Genomic DNA, 12,912 nt, shown 5'->3' with positions numbered 1-12,912 from the left:
CGGGGGTTTTTTTATGGGCGGCTCAAGACTAATGCCGACCCATGAGCGAGATCACCCCCGACGTCGTTGCCGAACACGGCCTTTCTCCCGAAGAATATGAGCGCATCCTCGCCGCCATGGGCCGCGCGCCCAACCTGGTCGAGCTCGGCATCTTTTCGGTGATGTGGTCGGAGCATTGCTCCTACAAATCCTCCAGGCTTCATTTGAAGAAACTGCCGACCGAGGCGCCGTGGGTGATCCAGGGCCCGGGCGAGAATGCGGGCGTCATCGACATCGGCGACGGCAAGGCTGCCATCTTCAAGATGGAGAGCCACAACCACCCCTCCTACATCGAGCCCTATCAAGGTGCCGCGACCGGCGTTGGCGGCATCTTGCGCGATGTCTTCACGATGGGCGCCCGCCCCGTCGCCAACATGAATGCGCTACGCTTCGGCGAACCCGATAGCCCCAAGATGCGCCACCTCATCAACGGCGTGGTCGCTGGCATTGGCGGGTACGGCAATTGCGTCGGCGTGCCGACCGTCGGCGGCGAGACCAATTTCCACCGCGCCTATAATGGCAACATCCTCGTCAACGCGATGACAGTCGGCGTCGCCGATACCGACAAGATTTTCTATTCGGCCGCGACGGGCGTGGGCAATCCCATCGTCTATGTCGGCTCGAAAACCGGCCGCGACGGCATCCACGGTGCCACCATGGCCTCGACCGATTTCGAGGAAGACAGCGACGCCAAGCGCCCCACGGTGCAGGTCGGCGATCCGTTCACCGAAAAGCTGCTGATCGAGGCCTGCCTTGAACTGATGGCTACCGACGCGATCGTCGCGATCCAGGACATGGGCGCTGCGGGCCTGACCTCTTCGTCGGTCGAAATGGCGACCAACGGCGAGACGGGGCTCCGTCTCAACATGGACAAGGTGCCTCAGCGCGAAGAAGGCATGACGCCGTATGAAATGATGCTGAGCGAGAGCCAGGAGCGCATGCTCATGGTCCTCAAGCCCGGCAAGGAAGCGATGGCCGAAGCCATCTTCAAGAAGTGGGAACTCGATTTCGCGGTGATCGGCGAAGTGACCGATACCGGCCGCATGATTCTGGAATGGAAAGGCGATATCGTGTGCGACATCCCGCTCGGCCCGCTCGCCGACGACGCGCCAGAATATGATCGCCCCTATCTCGAGACCCCCAAGCCCGAACCGCTCGCCGATGAACCCGAAAGCGACGATCCGCTCGTCGATCTCGAAAAGCTGCTCGGCACGCCCAGCCTCGCCAGCCGCCGCTGGATCTGGGAGCAGTATGACCACCAGGTCGGCGCCGATACGGTACAGGCTCCGGGCGGCGATGCTGCGGTAGTACGCGTGCACGGCAGCCGAAAGGCGCTCGGGATCACCACCGATTGCACCCCGCGCTATTGCTTCGCCGAGCCCGTCGAAGGCGGCAAGCAGGCGATTGCGGAGGCGTATCGCAACCTGTCCGCCGTCGGCGCCAAACCGCTCGCCGTCACCAACTGCTTGAACTTCGCCAATCCCGAGCGCCCCGAAATCATGGGCCAGTTCGTCGGCTGCCTCGAAGGCATGGGCGAAGCCTGCCGCGCGCTCGATTTCCCGATCGTGAGTGGCAACGTCTCGCTCTACAACGAATCCAAGGCCACGGGCGGGGGCAGCGCCATTCTCCCCACCCCTGCGATTGGCGGCGTCGGCATCATCGATGATTGGCGCAAAACCGCGACCATCGCTTTCAAGGAAGCCGGTGAAGCCATCATGCTGGTCGGCGAACCCTGCCACCATCTCGGCCAGTCGGTCTGGCTCAAGGAACTGCACGATCGCGAAGAAGGGCAAGCCCCGCACGTCGATCTCGCATTGGAAAGCCGCCACGGCGAATTCATTCGCGATTGTATCGCCGAGGGCCGCGTCAGCGCCGTCCACGATATCAGCGATGGCGGCATGCTCGTTGCAGTCGCCGAAATGGCGCTGGCGGGCGGAGTCGGCGCCGAACTGAACCTTTCGCGCTTCAAGGAAAAGAGCCTCGCGCGCCTGCTCTTCGGCGAGGACCAGGGCCGCTACCTCGTTACCACCGACGATCCGCATGCGCTTTTCCTCGCCGCCAAGGAAGCCGGCGTCGCACTGGAGCCGATGGGCCATACCAACGTCAGCCAATCGCTCAGCATCGAAGGCGACGGCAGCGTCTCGCTAGAGGCATTGCGCAGCGCCCATGAGGGCTGGCTCCCGAGCCTGATGTCGGGCGAGATCTGATCGCGCCAAGACTGCGCCTACTTGCAAATCATTCGCAATAGCGTACATTTGGTTGCATGATCATCTGCAGCTGCAACGTGATTCGAGAGCATGACATTCGCGCCGCGGCCCGGCGTGGCTGCCGCGATGCCAAGGCTGCCTATGCCTCGATGGGCTGCGATTTCGATTGCGCCAGCTGCGAAGACCTCGCCGAATTCCTGGTCGAGGATGAGCGCGAAAACATGATCAGCGTGGACAAGAGCGCCGCCTGAAATCTTGCGCGACTGCTAATCACTCGCATTCGCATAAAAATCCCGCTTTTCCGCCATTTTTCCATTGAATATCCTGCGCATCAGGCGTAAGGATTTCACGCAAGGATGCCTCAAAGGAATTTGCGATGAAGGGTGACGCGAAAGTCATCGAACTGCTCAACGAGACGCTCAAGAACGAGCTGACCGCGGTCAACCAGTATTGGCTGCACTACCGCCTCCTCGACGATTGGGGCCTGACCCGCCTTGCCGATCATGAAAAGCATGAATCGATCGAGGAGATGAAGCACGCCGATGAGCTGGCCGAGCGCATCCTGATGCTCGACGGCATGCCCAATTTCCAGAAATTGGGCCAGCTGCGCATCGGCGAAAATGTCCAGGAAATCCTCAATGCCGACCTCGCGGTCGAACTCGAAGCGGTCGATCAGCTCAAGCGCGCCATCGCCTATTGCGAAGAGGTGCAGGATTATGTCAGCCGCCAGCTCTTCACCTCGATCCTCGACGCCGAGGAAGAGCATATCGATTATATCGAGACCCAGTTCGACATGATCGCCGCGATGGGCTTGCAGAATTACTGCCAGCTCCAGTCCAAACCGGCGGACGAGGGCGCTTAGGATTTTTCGTTTGGGGGTTGTAACCTGATCGCGCTTCGCGCGAATACATCCGCATGCACAACGTCCCTTCGGTCCCCTACACCGACCTGCCCTATCTTAGCAATGAAGAACGCATCGCCGCCGCGGCGCGTTTTTATGACGAGATCAAGGATCGCCGCTCGTGCCGGATGTTCACCGATACGCCGGTGCCGCGCGAGGTGATCGAGCATGCGATCCGCGCTGCCGGTAGCGCCCCTAACGGCGCCAACCACCAGCCCTGGCATTTCGCCGTGATCGAGAGCGCCGACATCAAGGCCAGGATCCGTGCCGCCGCCGAAGAGGAAGAGCGCAAGTTCTACGACGGCAAGGCGGGCGACGACTGGCTCGATGCGCTGGCCCCCATCGGCACCGATGCCGACAAGGAATTTCTCACCATCGCTCCCTACCTCATCGTCGTATTCGGCCAGCGCAAGGGCGGGATCGAACCGGGCGACATGAAGCAGAATTACTACGTGACCGAGAGCGTAGGGCTCGCCTGCGGGCTCCTACTCACCGCGCTCCACAAGGCGGGCCTCGCCACGCTGACCCACACCCCCTCGCCGATGGGCTTCCTGCGCGAGATATGCGGCCGCCCCGCGCACGAAAAGCCGGTGATGATCATCGTCGCGGGCCTGCCCAGCGCGGACGCAACGGTGCCCGAGCACGCCATTAAAAAGAAGCCGCTCGACCAGATCACCAGTTGGCTCTAGCCTGAATCTCTCGGGGGGATTGGAAAATGGCTACGACATCGCGACCGCGCATCGAAACTCTCGACATCATACGGGGCGTCGCGGTGATGGGCATCCTCACGATGAACATCTATGCGTTTGCCGCGCCCTTCTCGATGTATTCGAACCCCACTGCTTATGGCAGTCCGAACGGACTTGATTGGCTTGTCTGGGCTTTCGAGTTCCTCTTCTTCGAGTCCAAATTTCGAAGCCTGTTTTCCATCATGTTCGGGGCTTCGACCCTTTTGGTGATCGAATTGGCGTCTGCCAAACGACAAAGCCCAGCGCTGCGCCACTTCAGCAGGATGGGTTGGCTCATCCTGATCGGGCTTGCGCACTATTGGTTCATTTGGGCTGGCGATATCCTGGCGCTATACGGCCTTGTCGGCTTGGTCGCCTTTGCTTTCCACAAGTTACCCATCAGGTGGCTTATCATGGCCGCCCTCGCCTGCTTTGCGTATGCCGCATTTGTCGTGAACAGCTTCAATGTCTCGGCCTCGATCGTCGCAAACCCGGATCCCAGTCCAGAGTTGCAGGCAGCCGCCGAACAGCAGATGGACATGGTCGAGCGTTTCTTTGGCCGTGATGAAGAAAAAATCGCCGAAGACCTCTCGCTCTACCAGGGGCCGTATGAGCCGATCTTGCAAAAACGGTTTGTCGAACAACGCACCAAGCCGCTCTTCAACGCACTGTTTCTCGGGCCTGAAACTCTCGGGCTCTTTCTGATTGGGATGGCGCTTTTCAAAACCGGCTTCCTAACGGGCGGCTGGCCTCGCGAACGCTATCGCAAATGGGCGGCGACCTGTTTGGGCATCGGTCTTGTCGGCAACAGCTACCTGTTGTGGCTCCAGGTGCAATCCGGGTTCGATGCGCTGACCATCATAAATTCGACGATGCTTTACTCGGTGCCTTTCGATATCCTGATGGCAATCGGGTGGGCAGCGCTCATCACGCTTTGGGCCAAGCAAAATCTTGGACAGCCACTTGCGGGAAGACTGGCGGCGACCGGTCGCATGGCCTTTACCAACTATCTGGTGACATCAATCGTCATGACGACGATCTTCTACGGCTATGGACTTGGATTGTTCGGCCAGTTCGGAAGGGCCGCGTTGCTACCCTTCGTGTTCGGGATGTGGGCGCTGATGCTGCTTTGGTCGAAGCCCTGGCTCGACCGCTTCCACTACGGCCCGCTTGAATGGATCTGGCGCACCCTATCGCGCTTCAGCCCGCAGCCGATGCTGAAAACCGCCTAGTAGCCAGCGCGCCCGAAACCACCTTGCGCGGCGTCATCGCCGGCAGGCTTACGCTTCATCAGCGGGCTGAGTTCTTCATCGAACGCCTCGATGGTGCTGGCCCACAGTTCGCGCAGCTTGACGACATCGGGGATGAGGTTGTCGGGGAACTCGCCGATCTCGATGCAGCGGCGCGCCGCCATTTCGATTTCTTCGGCACAATCGGCGAGCATTTCGGCACCGAACTGGCGCGATTCGCCTTTCAGCGTGTGCGCGGGAATCACCAGCGCCGCGGTATCCTGCGTGCGCATCGCCTGCTCGATCTGCTCGATGCTCTTGACGCCATCTTCGCGAAAATAGCCCAGAATCTTGAGGAAAGCGTCGCCCAGTTCGACGCGCGCTTCTTCAAAATAGCGCCAATCGACGACGTTCGTTGCCTGGTTCATCAACCTCTCCGACAGTCGCGCGTGCACTCGCGACGGTTCCACACAGCTCCCGACCTAATGCGAGATGGTAAAATTTGGGTTGATGAACCCGCCGCGCGTCAGCGCTTGGCGTAGGGGTTTTTGGGGCTGCGCAAATTGATGCGCACCGGCACCGGGCCGAGCCCGAGATCACGCCGCATCGCGTTGACCAGATAGCGCCGATAGCTATCAGGCAGCGTATCCACGCGCGTCCCGAAGATCACGAAGGTCGGCGGGCGGGTCGTGACCTGCGTGATATATCTGAGCTTCACGCGCTTGCCCTTGGGTGCGGGCGGCGGGTGCTGGTCGATAGCATGATCGAACCAGCGGTTAAGCTCGCCCGTCGGCACGCGGATCGACCATTGGTCGCGCAGCTTGAGCGCGGCGTCGAGGATCGCGTCGATCCCCTTGCCCGTCTTGGCCGATACGGTCAGCAGCGGCACGCCCGCAACCTGGCTGAGCCCATCGGCAAGCGCGGCCTTGATCCCGTTGAACAGGCTGGAGGCATGTTCCGCCACGTCCCACTTGTTGATGACGATCATCAGCGCGCGGCCTTCTTCCAGGACCTGGTCGGCGATGCGAAGGTCCTGCGCTTCGAGCCCGCGTGTCGCATCGAGCAGCAGCACGACGACCTCGGCAAAGTCGATAGAGCGTTTCGTGTCGGCTGCCGAAAGCTTCTCCAGCTTGTCGTCGACCTTGGCGCGCTTGCGCAGTCCCGCCGTGTCGATCAGCCGCACCTTCTGGCCCTTATAGTCCCAGTCGATGCTGATGCTGTCGCGCGTGATCCCGGCTTCCGGTCCCGTGATCAGCCGCTCTTCGTCGAGAATCTTGTTGATCAGCGTCGACTTGCCCGCATTGGGGCGCCCGACGATGGCCAGCTTGAGCGGCCCGCCCTCGGGATCGACGTCTTCCTCCACGGCTTCGCGCTCGAGGAAGGGGCGCAGCGCATCGAACAGGTCGACAATGCCTTCGCCATGTTCAGCTGACAGCGCGAACGGTTCGCCGAGCCCGAGCCCGTACGCCTCCAGCCGCCCGGCCTCGCCCGCATTGCCTTCCGCCTTGTTGGCGGCGACGACGATCGGCGTGCTGCTCGAGCGCAGCCACCCGGCAATTTCCTCGTCGAGCGGCGTCAGCCCGGCGCGCCCGTCGATCAGGAACAGCGCCACGTCCGCCTCGCGCACTGCGGCCTCGGTTTGCGCGCGCATGCGGCCGGGCAGCGTCTCAGGGTCCTCGGTCTCGAAGCCTGCGGTATCGATGACCTTGAATTCCATGCCGAGCAGGATGCCATCGCCTTCGCGGCGGTCGCGCGTCACCCCCGGCCGGTCGTCGACCAGCGCGATGCGCTTGCCCACCAGCCGATTGAACAGCGTGGATTTGCCGACATTGGGTCGGCCGACAATGGCTACGGTAGGACGTTTCATGACGCGCCGCCCCTGCCCGTAAGCCGGGCAGCGGTCAAGAATTACCGGAAAGCCTTGAGACGACCGCGACCGTCGAGGATCAGCAGCGTGTTATTGGCCACCACCGGCGACAGGCCGGTGCCATCGCCCATTTCCTGCTGCGTCACGATCGACCCGTCGACCGGACTGAGCGAATAGAGCATGCCGTTGAAGCCCGCCACGATCAGCCGATCGCCCGCGAGCACGGGGCCGGTATAGCGGATCCTGCCCTTGCGGTTCTTGGGACTGCGATATTCGGGCAGTTCGGCCATCCATTTGACGCGTCCGGTGTCGCGCTTGACCGCAAGCACCTTGGCGTCGTCGGTCAGCACGAACACCCAGTCGCCCGCTACCCACGGCGTATTGGCGCCGGCGATGTTGAGCTCCCACTGGCGCTGGCCGGTGATCAGGTCGAGGCTGACCATGCGCCCGCCATTGCCGATCGCGAAGACCTGATTGCCATCGATCACCGGTTCGGCATCGATATCGCTGATCGAGCTGACCGAGCGGCTGATCGAGGTGCGCGACAGCGTGTCCGACCAGACGACGCGGCCATTTTCATAGCGATAGGCATTGAGTTCGCCCGAGCTGAAGCCCGCAACCACCGTCCCGCGCGCAATTGCCGGTGCGGAAGCCCCGAACACGCCCGCGATTTCCAACGTCGCATTCTGGTTCCAGCGGCGCTCGCCCGTTGTCTTGTTGAGCGCGAAGATCTGGTTGTCCTGGGTGATCACGTAGATCGTGTCGCCCTGCACCGAGGGCGATCCGCGCAGCGGACCTGCCGGCTGCGTCGTCCAGGCGATGGCGCCGGTCGCCGCGTCGAGTGCTGCAACCTGGCCAAGCCCGTTGGTGGCGTAGATACGGCCAGCGTCATACGCGACACCGCCGCCGAACAGCGAGGATCGATCACCCTCGCCGCCCCCGATGCGCGCCGACCAGATGGTCGCACCGCTGTTGAGATCGAAAGCGCGCACGTTGGCCTGCGTATCGATGGTATAGACGCGTCCCTCGGCGACTACCGGCGCGCTGATGAGGCGCGCGGCGCGGGTGTTGCCTGCACCGATCGAGGCAGTCCAGACGGGGTTGAGGCCATCTGCCGCATTGAACGCCAGGTGGCCCATCGACTTCGAAGCGTTACCGCCAGGCTGCGACCATTCGGCGTTGACCTGCGCAGCAGGCAGCGTCAGCGGAATCGCGGCTGTCGCCGGATCGACGCTAATTTCAAGCTCTGTCCCCAGCACCGACTGGCGTTCGCCCAGCACCGGCGTGGAATCGGTGCCGCCGCCAAACAGGCTGCACCCGGCCAGCGCGCACGAGGCCGCTACGATCGCAACTTTTTTCATTCTTCGTCTTCCTCGGGGATAAGCGCATCGCTGGCGTCGACGCCAAGCGTGCCGGCAACCTGGCCGGCGCGGCTGCGCAAAGTTTCGGGCACGGTCTCGTCCGCCGCGATGGCAGCGAACAGGCGTCCGGCTTCGTCGTTTCGATCCGCGCGCATCATCGCGATCGCGGTCAGTTCGGCGGCGGTGCCGTAAAAGGCGTGGCCCGGCTGGGCCATCGGCTGAAGCCGGGCGATGATGGCATCGGGCTCCATGCGGTCATATTCGAGCATCGTCTGGCGGATGAGCGCGATGTCGCGGTAAGCCTCGGGAATGCTGTCGTCGGCGACGACCGCGGCATAGGTCTCGATTGCCTTTGTGCGGTCGCCCTGCTGGAGCGCCACCGCGGCGCGGGTCAGCAAGGCGCTCGCCTTGGTCGCCTCGGTCGAGTCCGCGGCAATTGCATCGAGCCGCTCGGGCACGCCATCGAGATCGCCGTTGCCGACATCGCGGATCGCCAGCGCAAGCTGTTCGCTCGCTTCGGCGGCCTTGGCTTCCTTGTCGCTTTGCCAGAACAAATATCCGCCGATCGCGGCAAGGAAGGCGATCACGCCAAGCGTGATCCAGGTGCCGTACTTCTTCATGAAGTCCGCCATCTGGTCTTCGCGCATTTTCTCGTCGACTTCGCGCTGGAACTGCTCGTTGAGTTTATCGTCGTCGGGGCCGAGCGCCACGGTCACCTCGTTTTTCAAAAAGGGGGCGGAAATCGCTTTCCCCACCCCGCATGAACATTAGCTGGCTAGCCTCTAGCGGAGGCGAATTGCAAAGGCAAAGGGAGTCAGCCCTTGGGCCGATATGTCTGTTCGTCGGTGGGGAAGCTGTTGGAGCGCACCTCGTTGGCATATTCTTCGACCGCCGCGCTGATCTGGTCGGCAAGGTTGTGATAGACCTTTACGAACCGCGGGGTGCGCTCGAACAGGCCGAGCATGTCTTCGGTCACCAGCACCTGCCCGTCGCAATCCTTCGATGCGCCGATGCCAATGGTCGGCGCCGAGACGCTGCGGGTGATCTCGCTGGCGATTTCTTCCATCACACCTTCCAGAACGATGGCAAATGCCCCCGCCTCGTCCACTGCCTTGGCATCGCGCTTGATCTTGTCCGCCTCCGCATCGTCGCGGCCGCGCGCGCGGTAGCCGCCGAGCACGTTAATCGCCTGCGGGGTGAGCCCGACATGGCCGATCACCGGGATGCCGCGATTGGTGAGGAAGTGGATGGTTTCGGCCATCGCCTCCCCGCCTTCCAGCTTCACCGCGGAGGCGCCGGTCTCCTTCAGAATCCGCGCCGCCGAGCGATACGCCTGCTGCGGGCTTTCCTCATAGCTGCCGAACGGCATGTCGACCGTCACCTGCGCATGCCACGACCCGCGCACCACCGCCGCGCCATGCGCGATCATCATGTCGAGCGTGACCGGCACCGTGCTATCGAGCCCGTAGATCACATTGCCGAGGCTGTCCCCCACCAGCAACATGTCGCAATGCGGATCGAGCAGCTGCGCGGTGCGCGTGGTGTAGGCCGTCAGCATCACCAGCGGCTCCTGCGCAATCCCCGGCCCCCGCTTCATCGAGCGGATCTTGGGCACGGTCATGCGCTTGCCCGGCCTGGGGTTGGGCGTGGCGCGGCTGGTATCGGTATCGATCGTGATCTTGGACATGGGGCTCGTTTTAGCGAGGCCGCTGGCAAAGCGCCATGGGCCGCTCGTCGAAAGCGACTGGCGACAAAGGCGTCTTAGCTCGATAGAACAGCGGCGATGAAAGACAAGTCTACCGCTCCCAAGGACATTGCCCACGTGCTTGCCCCGCCGCCGCTGATTCTCGGCGTGCCGTTGATCGCCGGGCTCGTGTTTCACGAAAGCTTCCACGCCTTCGACATTCCCCAGCACATGCTGTCGTGGCCGGTGCGTGCCTTTGGCGGCGCCGCGTTCGTCGTGCTCGGCGCTACCTTTATCGTGCTTGCGCTGCTGAAGTTTCGCCGCGCCGAAACGCCGCCCGAGCCATGGGAAGAAACGACCGCGCTCGTCACTGGCGGCATCTACCGCGTCACCCGCAATCCGATGTATCTGGGCATGGCGCTCATCTTCTTCGGTATCGCGGTGATCGCGGGATGCCTCTTCATGCTGGCGCTGCTGATCCCCACGCTGTTCGTGATCGACCGCTATGTCATCGCGCGCGAGGAAGCCTATCTCGAACGCAAATTCGGCGAACCCTACCGCGCGCTGCTCGCCACCAGCCGCCGCTGGATTTGACATATGTTATTCATGCTAACGTCAGATTGGCATGCTATGCCATGCACCATCGAAAGGGGATTTCGGTGCGCAAGATTTTGATCGGACTGGCCGTCAGCGGGCTTTTCTCCGCCCCTGCTCTGGCGGATGGCAAGGAAAAGTCGACCCCGAGCAAGAGCGAACGCGAAGCTGCCGAGGAACGCGAGCAAGCGCGGCAATGCAAGCTCAAGCGCGAATCCGACAAGGCGAAATGCAGGCCCAATGTTCCGGTGCGCGGAGAAACGCCGTCGGCCGGCCCGATCGACCGCGCCTATGGCGCGCCGTTTTTCTAACCGACTTCGACACCCTTCCAGAATGCGATGCGGCCTCTGATTTCTGACGCTGCGGGTTTTGGATCTTCATAGCTCCAGGCTGCATCGGCATTGGTGTTCTCACCAGCCTTGACCGAGAAATAGGTCGCTTCGCCCTTCCACGGGCAATGCGTCTGCGTGTCGGATGGCACCAGCCGATCCATCTTCACCGCGTCGCGCGGGAAATAATGATTGTCTTCGACCACGACCGTGTCGTCGCTCTCGGCGATCGTCTCGCCATTCCACGTTGCTTTGACCATCTGCAAACTCCTTTCAGCCTGAACGGCGAAAGGCGGCCAAGCGTTCCCGGCTACAGGCCCAGCAAGGTCTCGTAAGCGGTGCTGTCGTAACCGATGATGACCTCGCCATCGATGTCGACGATGGGGCGTTTGATCATCGAGGGATGCGCGACCATCAGCATGATCGCCTTGTCGCCATCGATATCCTCTTTGAGCACATCGGGCAGCTGGCGGAACGTCGTGCCGCGCTTGTTGAGGATCGGCTCCCATCCCTTTTCGAGCACCCACAGCTCGAGCATTTCCTTGTCGATCCCCGACTTCTTGTAGTCGTGGAAGGAATAGACGATGCCGCGCTTCTCGAACCACTGACGCGTCTTCTTGACGGTGTCGCAGTTGGGAATGCCGTAAAGGGTGATCTCAGCCATGCGCGGCATCTAGCGGGGGACGCCTGCGTCTTCAATAGCTGTTAATTCCCTTGTTGCCCGGTTGAGCGCCAGAATACCCACCACAGCGACACCGCAGCCACTAGTCCGCCAACCAGGTTCGCCGCCAGTTCCGCCACATAGACACCTTCGGCGCCCCATTCGGCGCGCAGCAGCAGTCCTACCGGGACCATGACGGCGAGCACCCTGAACAGCGATTGGCCAAGCGCGGTGCCCGCGCGGTCGACGGCATTGAGCGCGCCGTTGGCCATGATCAGCAAGCCGAACCCGGCATAGCCCCAGGCGGAAATGGCAAGGTAGCGCGCGATCTCGGCGCGCACTGTCGCATCATCGCTGAACAGCGCTGCCAACGGCTCGCGGGTCGCCACCAGCAACGCGCCGATCAAGAGCCCGTAGCCGATGCAGAACAGCCCGGCATATTTGAGCGCATCGCGCACCCGGTCATGCGCCCCTGCCCCAAAATTCTGCCCCACGATCGGCCCGATCGAGGCGGACAGACCCAGCAGCGGAACCACCGCAAAGGCCTGCAGGCGTCCTCCCGCGCCAAAACCCGCCACCGCGTCCTGCCCCACCATTGCCAGAAGCCCCGTCAGCACCGACAGCCCGATCGGGTTGATGGCGTTCGAAAATGCTGCCGGTCCTGCCACCCTTCCGATCGCGCGCGTTGCGCCAGACCAGTCGCATTGCGGCAGGGCGCCGATGTCGAGCTTCAATTGGCTGCCCTGCAGGAAGAAAAACCCCATCGCGAGCGCCAGCACCCAGCCGCCGATCGTCGCGTAGGCGGCGCCCGCCATGCCGAAGCCTTTGAACCCGAACGCGCCGGTAATGAGTATGGGATCGAGGATCCAGTTGGCGATCGCCATCGCGATCAGCACCGTCGAACTTCGCTTCGCCAGTCCTTGCCCGCGTAGGCAACCGTTGATGCCCATGCCAACCAGCAGCAACGGGAAACCAAGCGCGAAGGGCGTCATATAGGCGTCGATCAGCGGCAGCAGCGTGTCGCTTGCGCCCATCAACCTGAACAAGGGTCCCCGCAGCGCGAACAGCGTCGCACCGACCGCGATGCCGAACATCGTGGCAAGGACGATTCCGACATTGGCCCGCCGCCGCGCGTGACCGGGGTCGCCTTCGCCAAGGGCGCGGCTCGTCACCGAACTGATACCCGCGATCACCCCGACGCCGAGCGACGACAAGGCCACGGTGATCGGGAAGATGAAGCTGATCGCCGCCAACGCGTCCGCGCCCAGTTGCCCGACGAAATAGGCATCGATGATGCCGATGCTCATTAGCG

General features: G+C 62.5%; 15 protein-coding genes. 7 read left to right on the top strand and 8 right to left on the bottom strand.

Annotation, left to right across the window (positions count from 1 at the left end):
* Positions 1–41: 41 nt before the first annotated feature.
* The 5 genes from purL to NUX07_RS03570 all read left to right on the top strand — a co-directional run bounded on the left by purL (position 42) and on the right by NUX07_RS03570 (position 5,107).
* The gene (gene purL, locus NUX07_RS03590) at positions 42–2,246 is read left to right on the top strand and encodes a phosphoribosylformylglycinamidine synthase subunit PurL (RefSeq protein ID WP_265528898.1); all 2,205 of its coding nucleotides are present in this window, start codon (positions 42–44) and stop codon (positions 2,244–2,246) included.
* Positions 2,247–2,302: 56 nt separating this feature from the next.
* The gene (locus NUX07_RS03585; RefSeq protein WP_265528895.1) at positions 2,303–2,497 is read left to right on the top strand and encodes a (2Fe-2S)-binding protein; all 195 of its coding nucleotides are present in this window, start codon (positions 2,303–2,305) and stop codon (positions 2,495–2,497) included.
* 125 nt (positions 2,498–2,622) lie between these two features.
* A complete protein-coding gene (gene bfr / locus NUX07_RS03580) occupies positions 2,623–3,108 on the top strand; it encodes a bacterioferritin (RefSeq protein ID WP_265528893.1) in 486 nt (161 codons plus the stop codon).
* A 53-nt stretch (positions 3,109–3,161) separates the two neighbouring features.
* Complete coding sequence (locus NUX07_RS03575; RefSeq protein ID WP_265528892.1) at positions 3,162–3,836, top strand: nitroreductase family protein; 675 nt, start codon at positions 3,162–3,164, stop codon at positions 3,834–3,836.
* A gap of 26 nt (positions 3,837–3,862) precedes the next feature.
* Positions 3,863–5,107, top strand: coding sequence for a DUF418 domain-containing protein (locus NUX07_RS03570; protein WP_265528890.1), 1,245 nt, complete (start codon positions 3,863–3,865; stop codon positions 5,105–5,107).
* On the opposite strand, the gene NUX07_RS03565 is transcribed toward NUX07_RS03570, so the two are convergent.
* From NUX07_RS03565 to panB, 5 genes are all read right to left on the bottom strand, one after another.
* A complete protein-coding gene (locus NUX07_RS03565) occupies positions 5,104–5,532 on the bottom strand; it encodes an Hpt domain-containing protein (RefSeq protein WP_265528888.1) in 429 nt (142 codons plus the stop codon). The genes NUX07_RS03570 and NUX07_RS03565 overlap by 4 nt on opposite strands.
* A gap of 98 nt (positions 5,533–5,630) precedes the next feature.
* Entirely contained in the window at positions 5,631–6,971 is a 1,341-nt protein-coding gene (gene der / locus NUX07_RS03560) for a ribosome biogenesis GTPase Der (protein WP_265528886.1), read from the bottom strand.
* A gap of 41 nt (positions 6,972–7,012) precedes the next feature.
* Positions 7,013–8,332 carry an outer membrane protein assembly factor BamB family protein gene (locus NUX07_RS03555; protein WP_265528885.1) on the bottom strand — a complete coding sequence of 440 codons (1,320 nt, stop codon included), beginning with the start codon at positions 8,330–8,332 and terminating at the stop codon, positions 7,013–7,015.
* On the bottom strand, positions 8,329–9,060 hold the full coding sequence (locus tag NUX07_RS03550) for a tetratricopeptide repeat protein (RefSeq protein WP_265528884.1): 732 nt from the start codon (positions 9,058–9,060) through the stop codon (positions 8,329–8,331). Before NUX07_RS03550 ends, NUX07_RS03555 begins: the two co-directional genes overlap by 4 nt.
* Positions 9,061–9,146: 86 nt before the next feature.
* Positions 9,147–10,019, bottom strand: coding sequence for a 3-methyl-2-oxobutanoate hydroxymethyltransferase (panB, locus tag NUX07_RS03545; RefSeq protein ID WP_265528882.1), 873 nt, complete (start codon positions 10,017–10,019; stop codon positions 9,147–9,149).
* A gap of 96 nt (positions 10,020–10,115) precedes the next feature.
* Between panB and NUX07_RS03540 the strand changes: the two genes are divergently transcribed.
* Both NUX07_RS03540 and NUX07_RS03535 read left to right on the top strand, forming a co-directional pair.
* Positions 10,116–10,610 (top strand): methyltransferase family protein, encoded by a 495-nt coding sequence (locus NUX07_RS03540; RefSeq protein ID WP_265528880.1) that lies wholly within the window; start codon positions 10,116–10,118, stop codon positions 10,608–10,610.
* 65 nt (positions 10,611–10,675) lie between these two features.
* Positions 10,676–10,921, top strand: a complete 246-nt coding sequence (locus NUX07_RS03535) for a hypothetical protein (protein ID WP_265528878.1) — start codon at positions 10,676–10,678, stop codon at positions 10,919–10,921.
* On the opposite strand, the gene NUX07_RS03530 is transcribed toward NUX07_RS03535, so the two are convergent.
* From NUX07_RS03530 to NUX07_RS03520, 3 genes are read right to left on the bottom strand one after another with little or no spacing between them, the layout of a single operon-like run.
* On the bottom strand, positions 10,918–11,199 hold the full coding sequence (locus NUX07_RS03530; RefSeq protein WP_265528877.1) for a DUF427 domain-containing protein: 282 nt from the start codon (positions 11,197–11,199) through the stop codon (positions 10,918–10,920). The two genes, NUX07_RS03535 and NUX07_RS03530, sit on opposite strands and share 4 nt — an antisense overlap.
* Positions 11,200–11,249: 50 nt before the next feature.
* Positions 11,250–11,603 carry an ArsC family reductase gene (locus tag NUX07_RS03525; RefSeq protein ID WP_265528875.1) on the bottom strand — a complete coding sequence of 118 codons (354 nt, stop codon included), beginning with the start codon at positions 11,601–11,603 and terminating at the stop codon, positions 11,250–11,252.
* A gap of 41 nt (positions 11,604–11,644) precedes the next feature.
* A complete protein-coding gene (locus NUX07_RS03520) occupies positions 11,645–12,907 on the bottom strand; it encodes an MATE family efflux transporter (RefSeq protein ID WP_407696140.1) in 1,263 nt (420 codons plus the stop codon).
* Positions 12,908–12,912 lie beyond the last annotated feature (5 nt).

Origin of the sequence: Sphingomicrobium marinum (genome assembly GCF_026157105.1) — a bacterium.
In the GTDB taxonomy this organism is placed as follows: domain Bacteria; phylum Pseudomonadota; class Alphaproteobacteria; order Sphingomonadales; family Sphingomonadaceae; genus Sphingomicrobium; species Sphingomicrobium marinum.
The sequence above is the reverse complement of the archived record's forward strand: the minus strand, read 5'-3'. Positions and strand labels throughout refer to the sequence as shown.

Bases quoted from the DNA above. Each gene is read 5' to 3' on its own strand.
- NUX07_RS03540 (WP_265528880.1), top strand. From the start codon at position 10,116: ATGAAAGACAAGTCTACCGCTCCCAAGGACATTGCCCACGTGCTTGCC.
- NUX07_RS03530 (WP_265528877.1), bottom strand. From the start codon at position 11,199: ATGGTCAAAGCAACGTGGAATGGCGAGACGATCGCCGAGAGCGACGAC.
- NUX07_RS03570 (WP_265528890.1), top strand. From the start codon at position 3,863: ATGGCTACGACATCGCGACCGCGCATCGAAACTCTCGACATCATACGG.
- NUX07_RS03520 (WP_407696140.1), bottom strand. From the start codon at position 12,907: ATGAGCATCGGCATCATCGATGCCTATTTCGTCGGGCAACTGGGCGCG.
- NUX07_RS03525 (WP_265528875.1), bottom strand. From the start codon at position 11,603: ATGGCTGAGATCACCCTTTACGGCATTCCCAACTGCGACACCGTCAAG.
- NUX07_RS03585 (WP_265528895.1), top strand. From the start codon at position 2,303: ATGATCATCTGCAGCTGCAACGTGATTCGAGAGCATGACATTCGCGCC.
- bfr (WP_265528893.1), top strand. From the start codon at position 2,623: ATGAAGGGTGACGCGAAAGTCATCGAACTGCTCAACGAGACGCTCAAG.
- NUX07_RS03565 (WP_265528888.1), bottom strand. From the start codon at position 5,532: ATGAACCAGGCAACGAACGTCGTCGATTGGCGCTATTTTGAAGAAGCG.
- purL (WP_265528898.1), top strand. From the start codon at position 42: ATGAGCGAGATCACCCCCGACGTCGTTGCCGAACACGGCCTTTCTCCC.
- panB (WP_265528882.1), bottom strand. From the start codon at position 10,019: ATGTCCAAGATCACGATCGATACCGATACCAGCCGCGCCACGCCCAAC.
- der (WP_265528886.1), bottom strand. From the start codon at position 6,971: ATGAAACGTCCTACCGTAGCCATTGTCGGCCGACCCAATGTCGGCAAA.
- NUX07_RS03575 (WP_265528892.1), top strand. From the start codon at position 3,162: ATGCACAACGTCCCTTCGGTCCCCTACACCGACCTGCCCTATCTTAGC.
- NUX07_RS03555 (WP_265528885.1), bottom strand. From the start codon at position 8,332: ATGAAAAAAGTTGCGATCGTAGCGGCCTCGTGCGCGCTGGCCGGGTGC.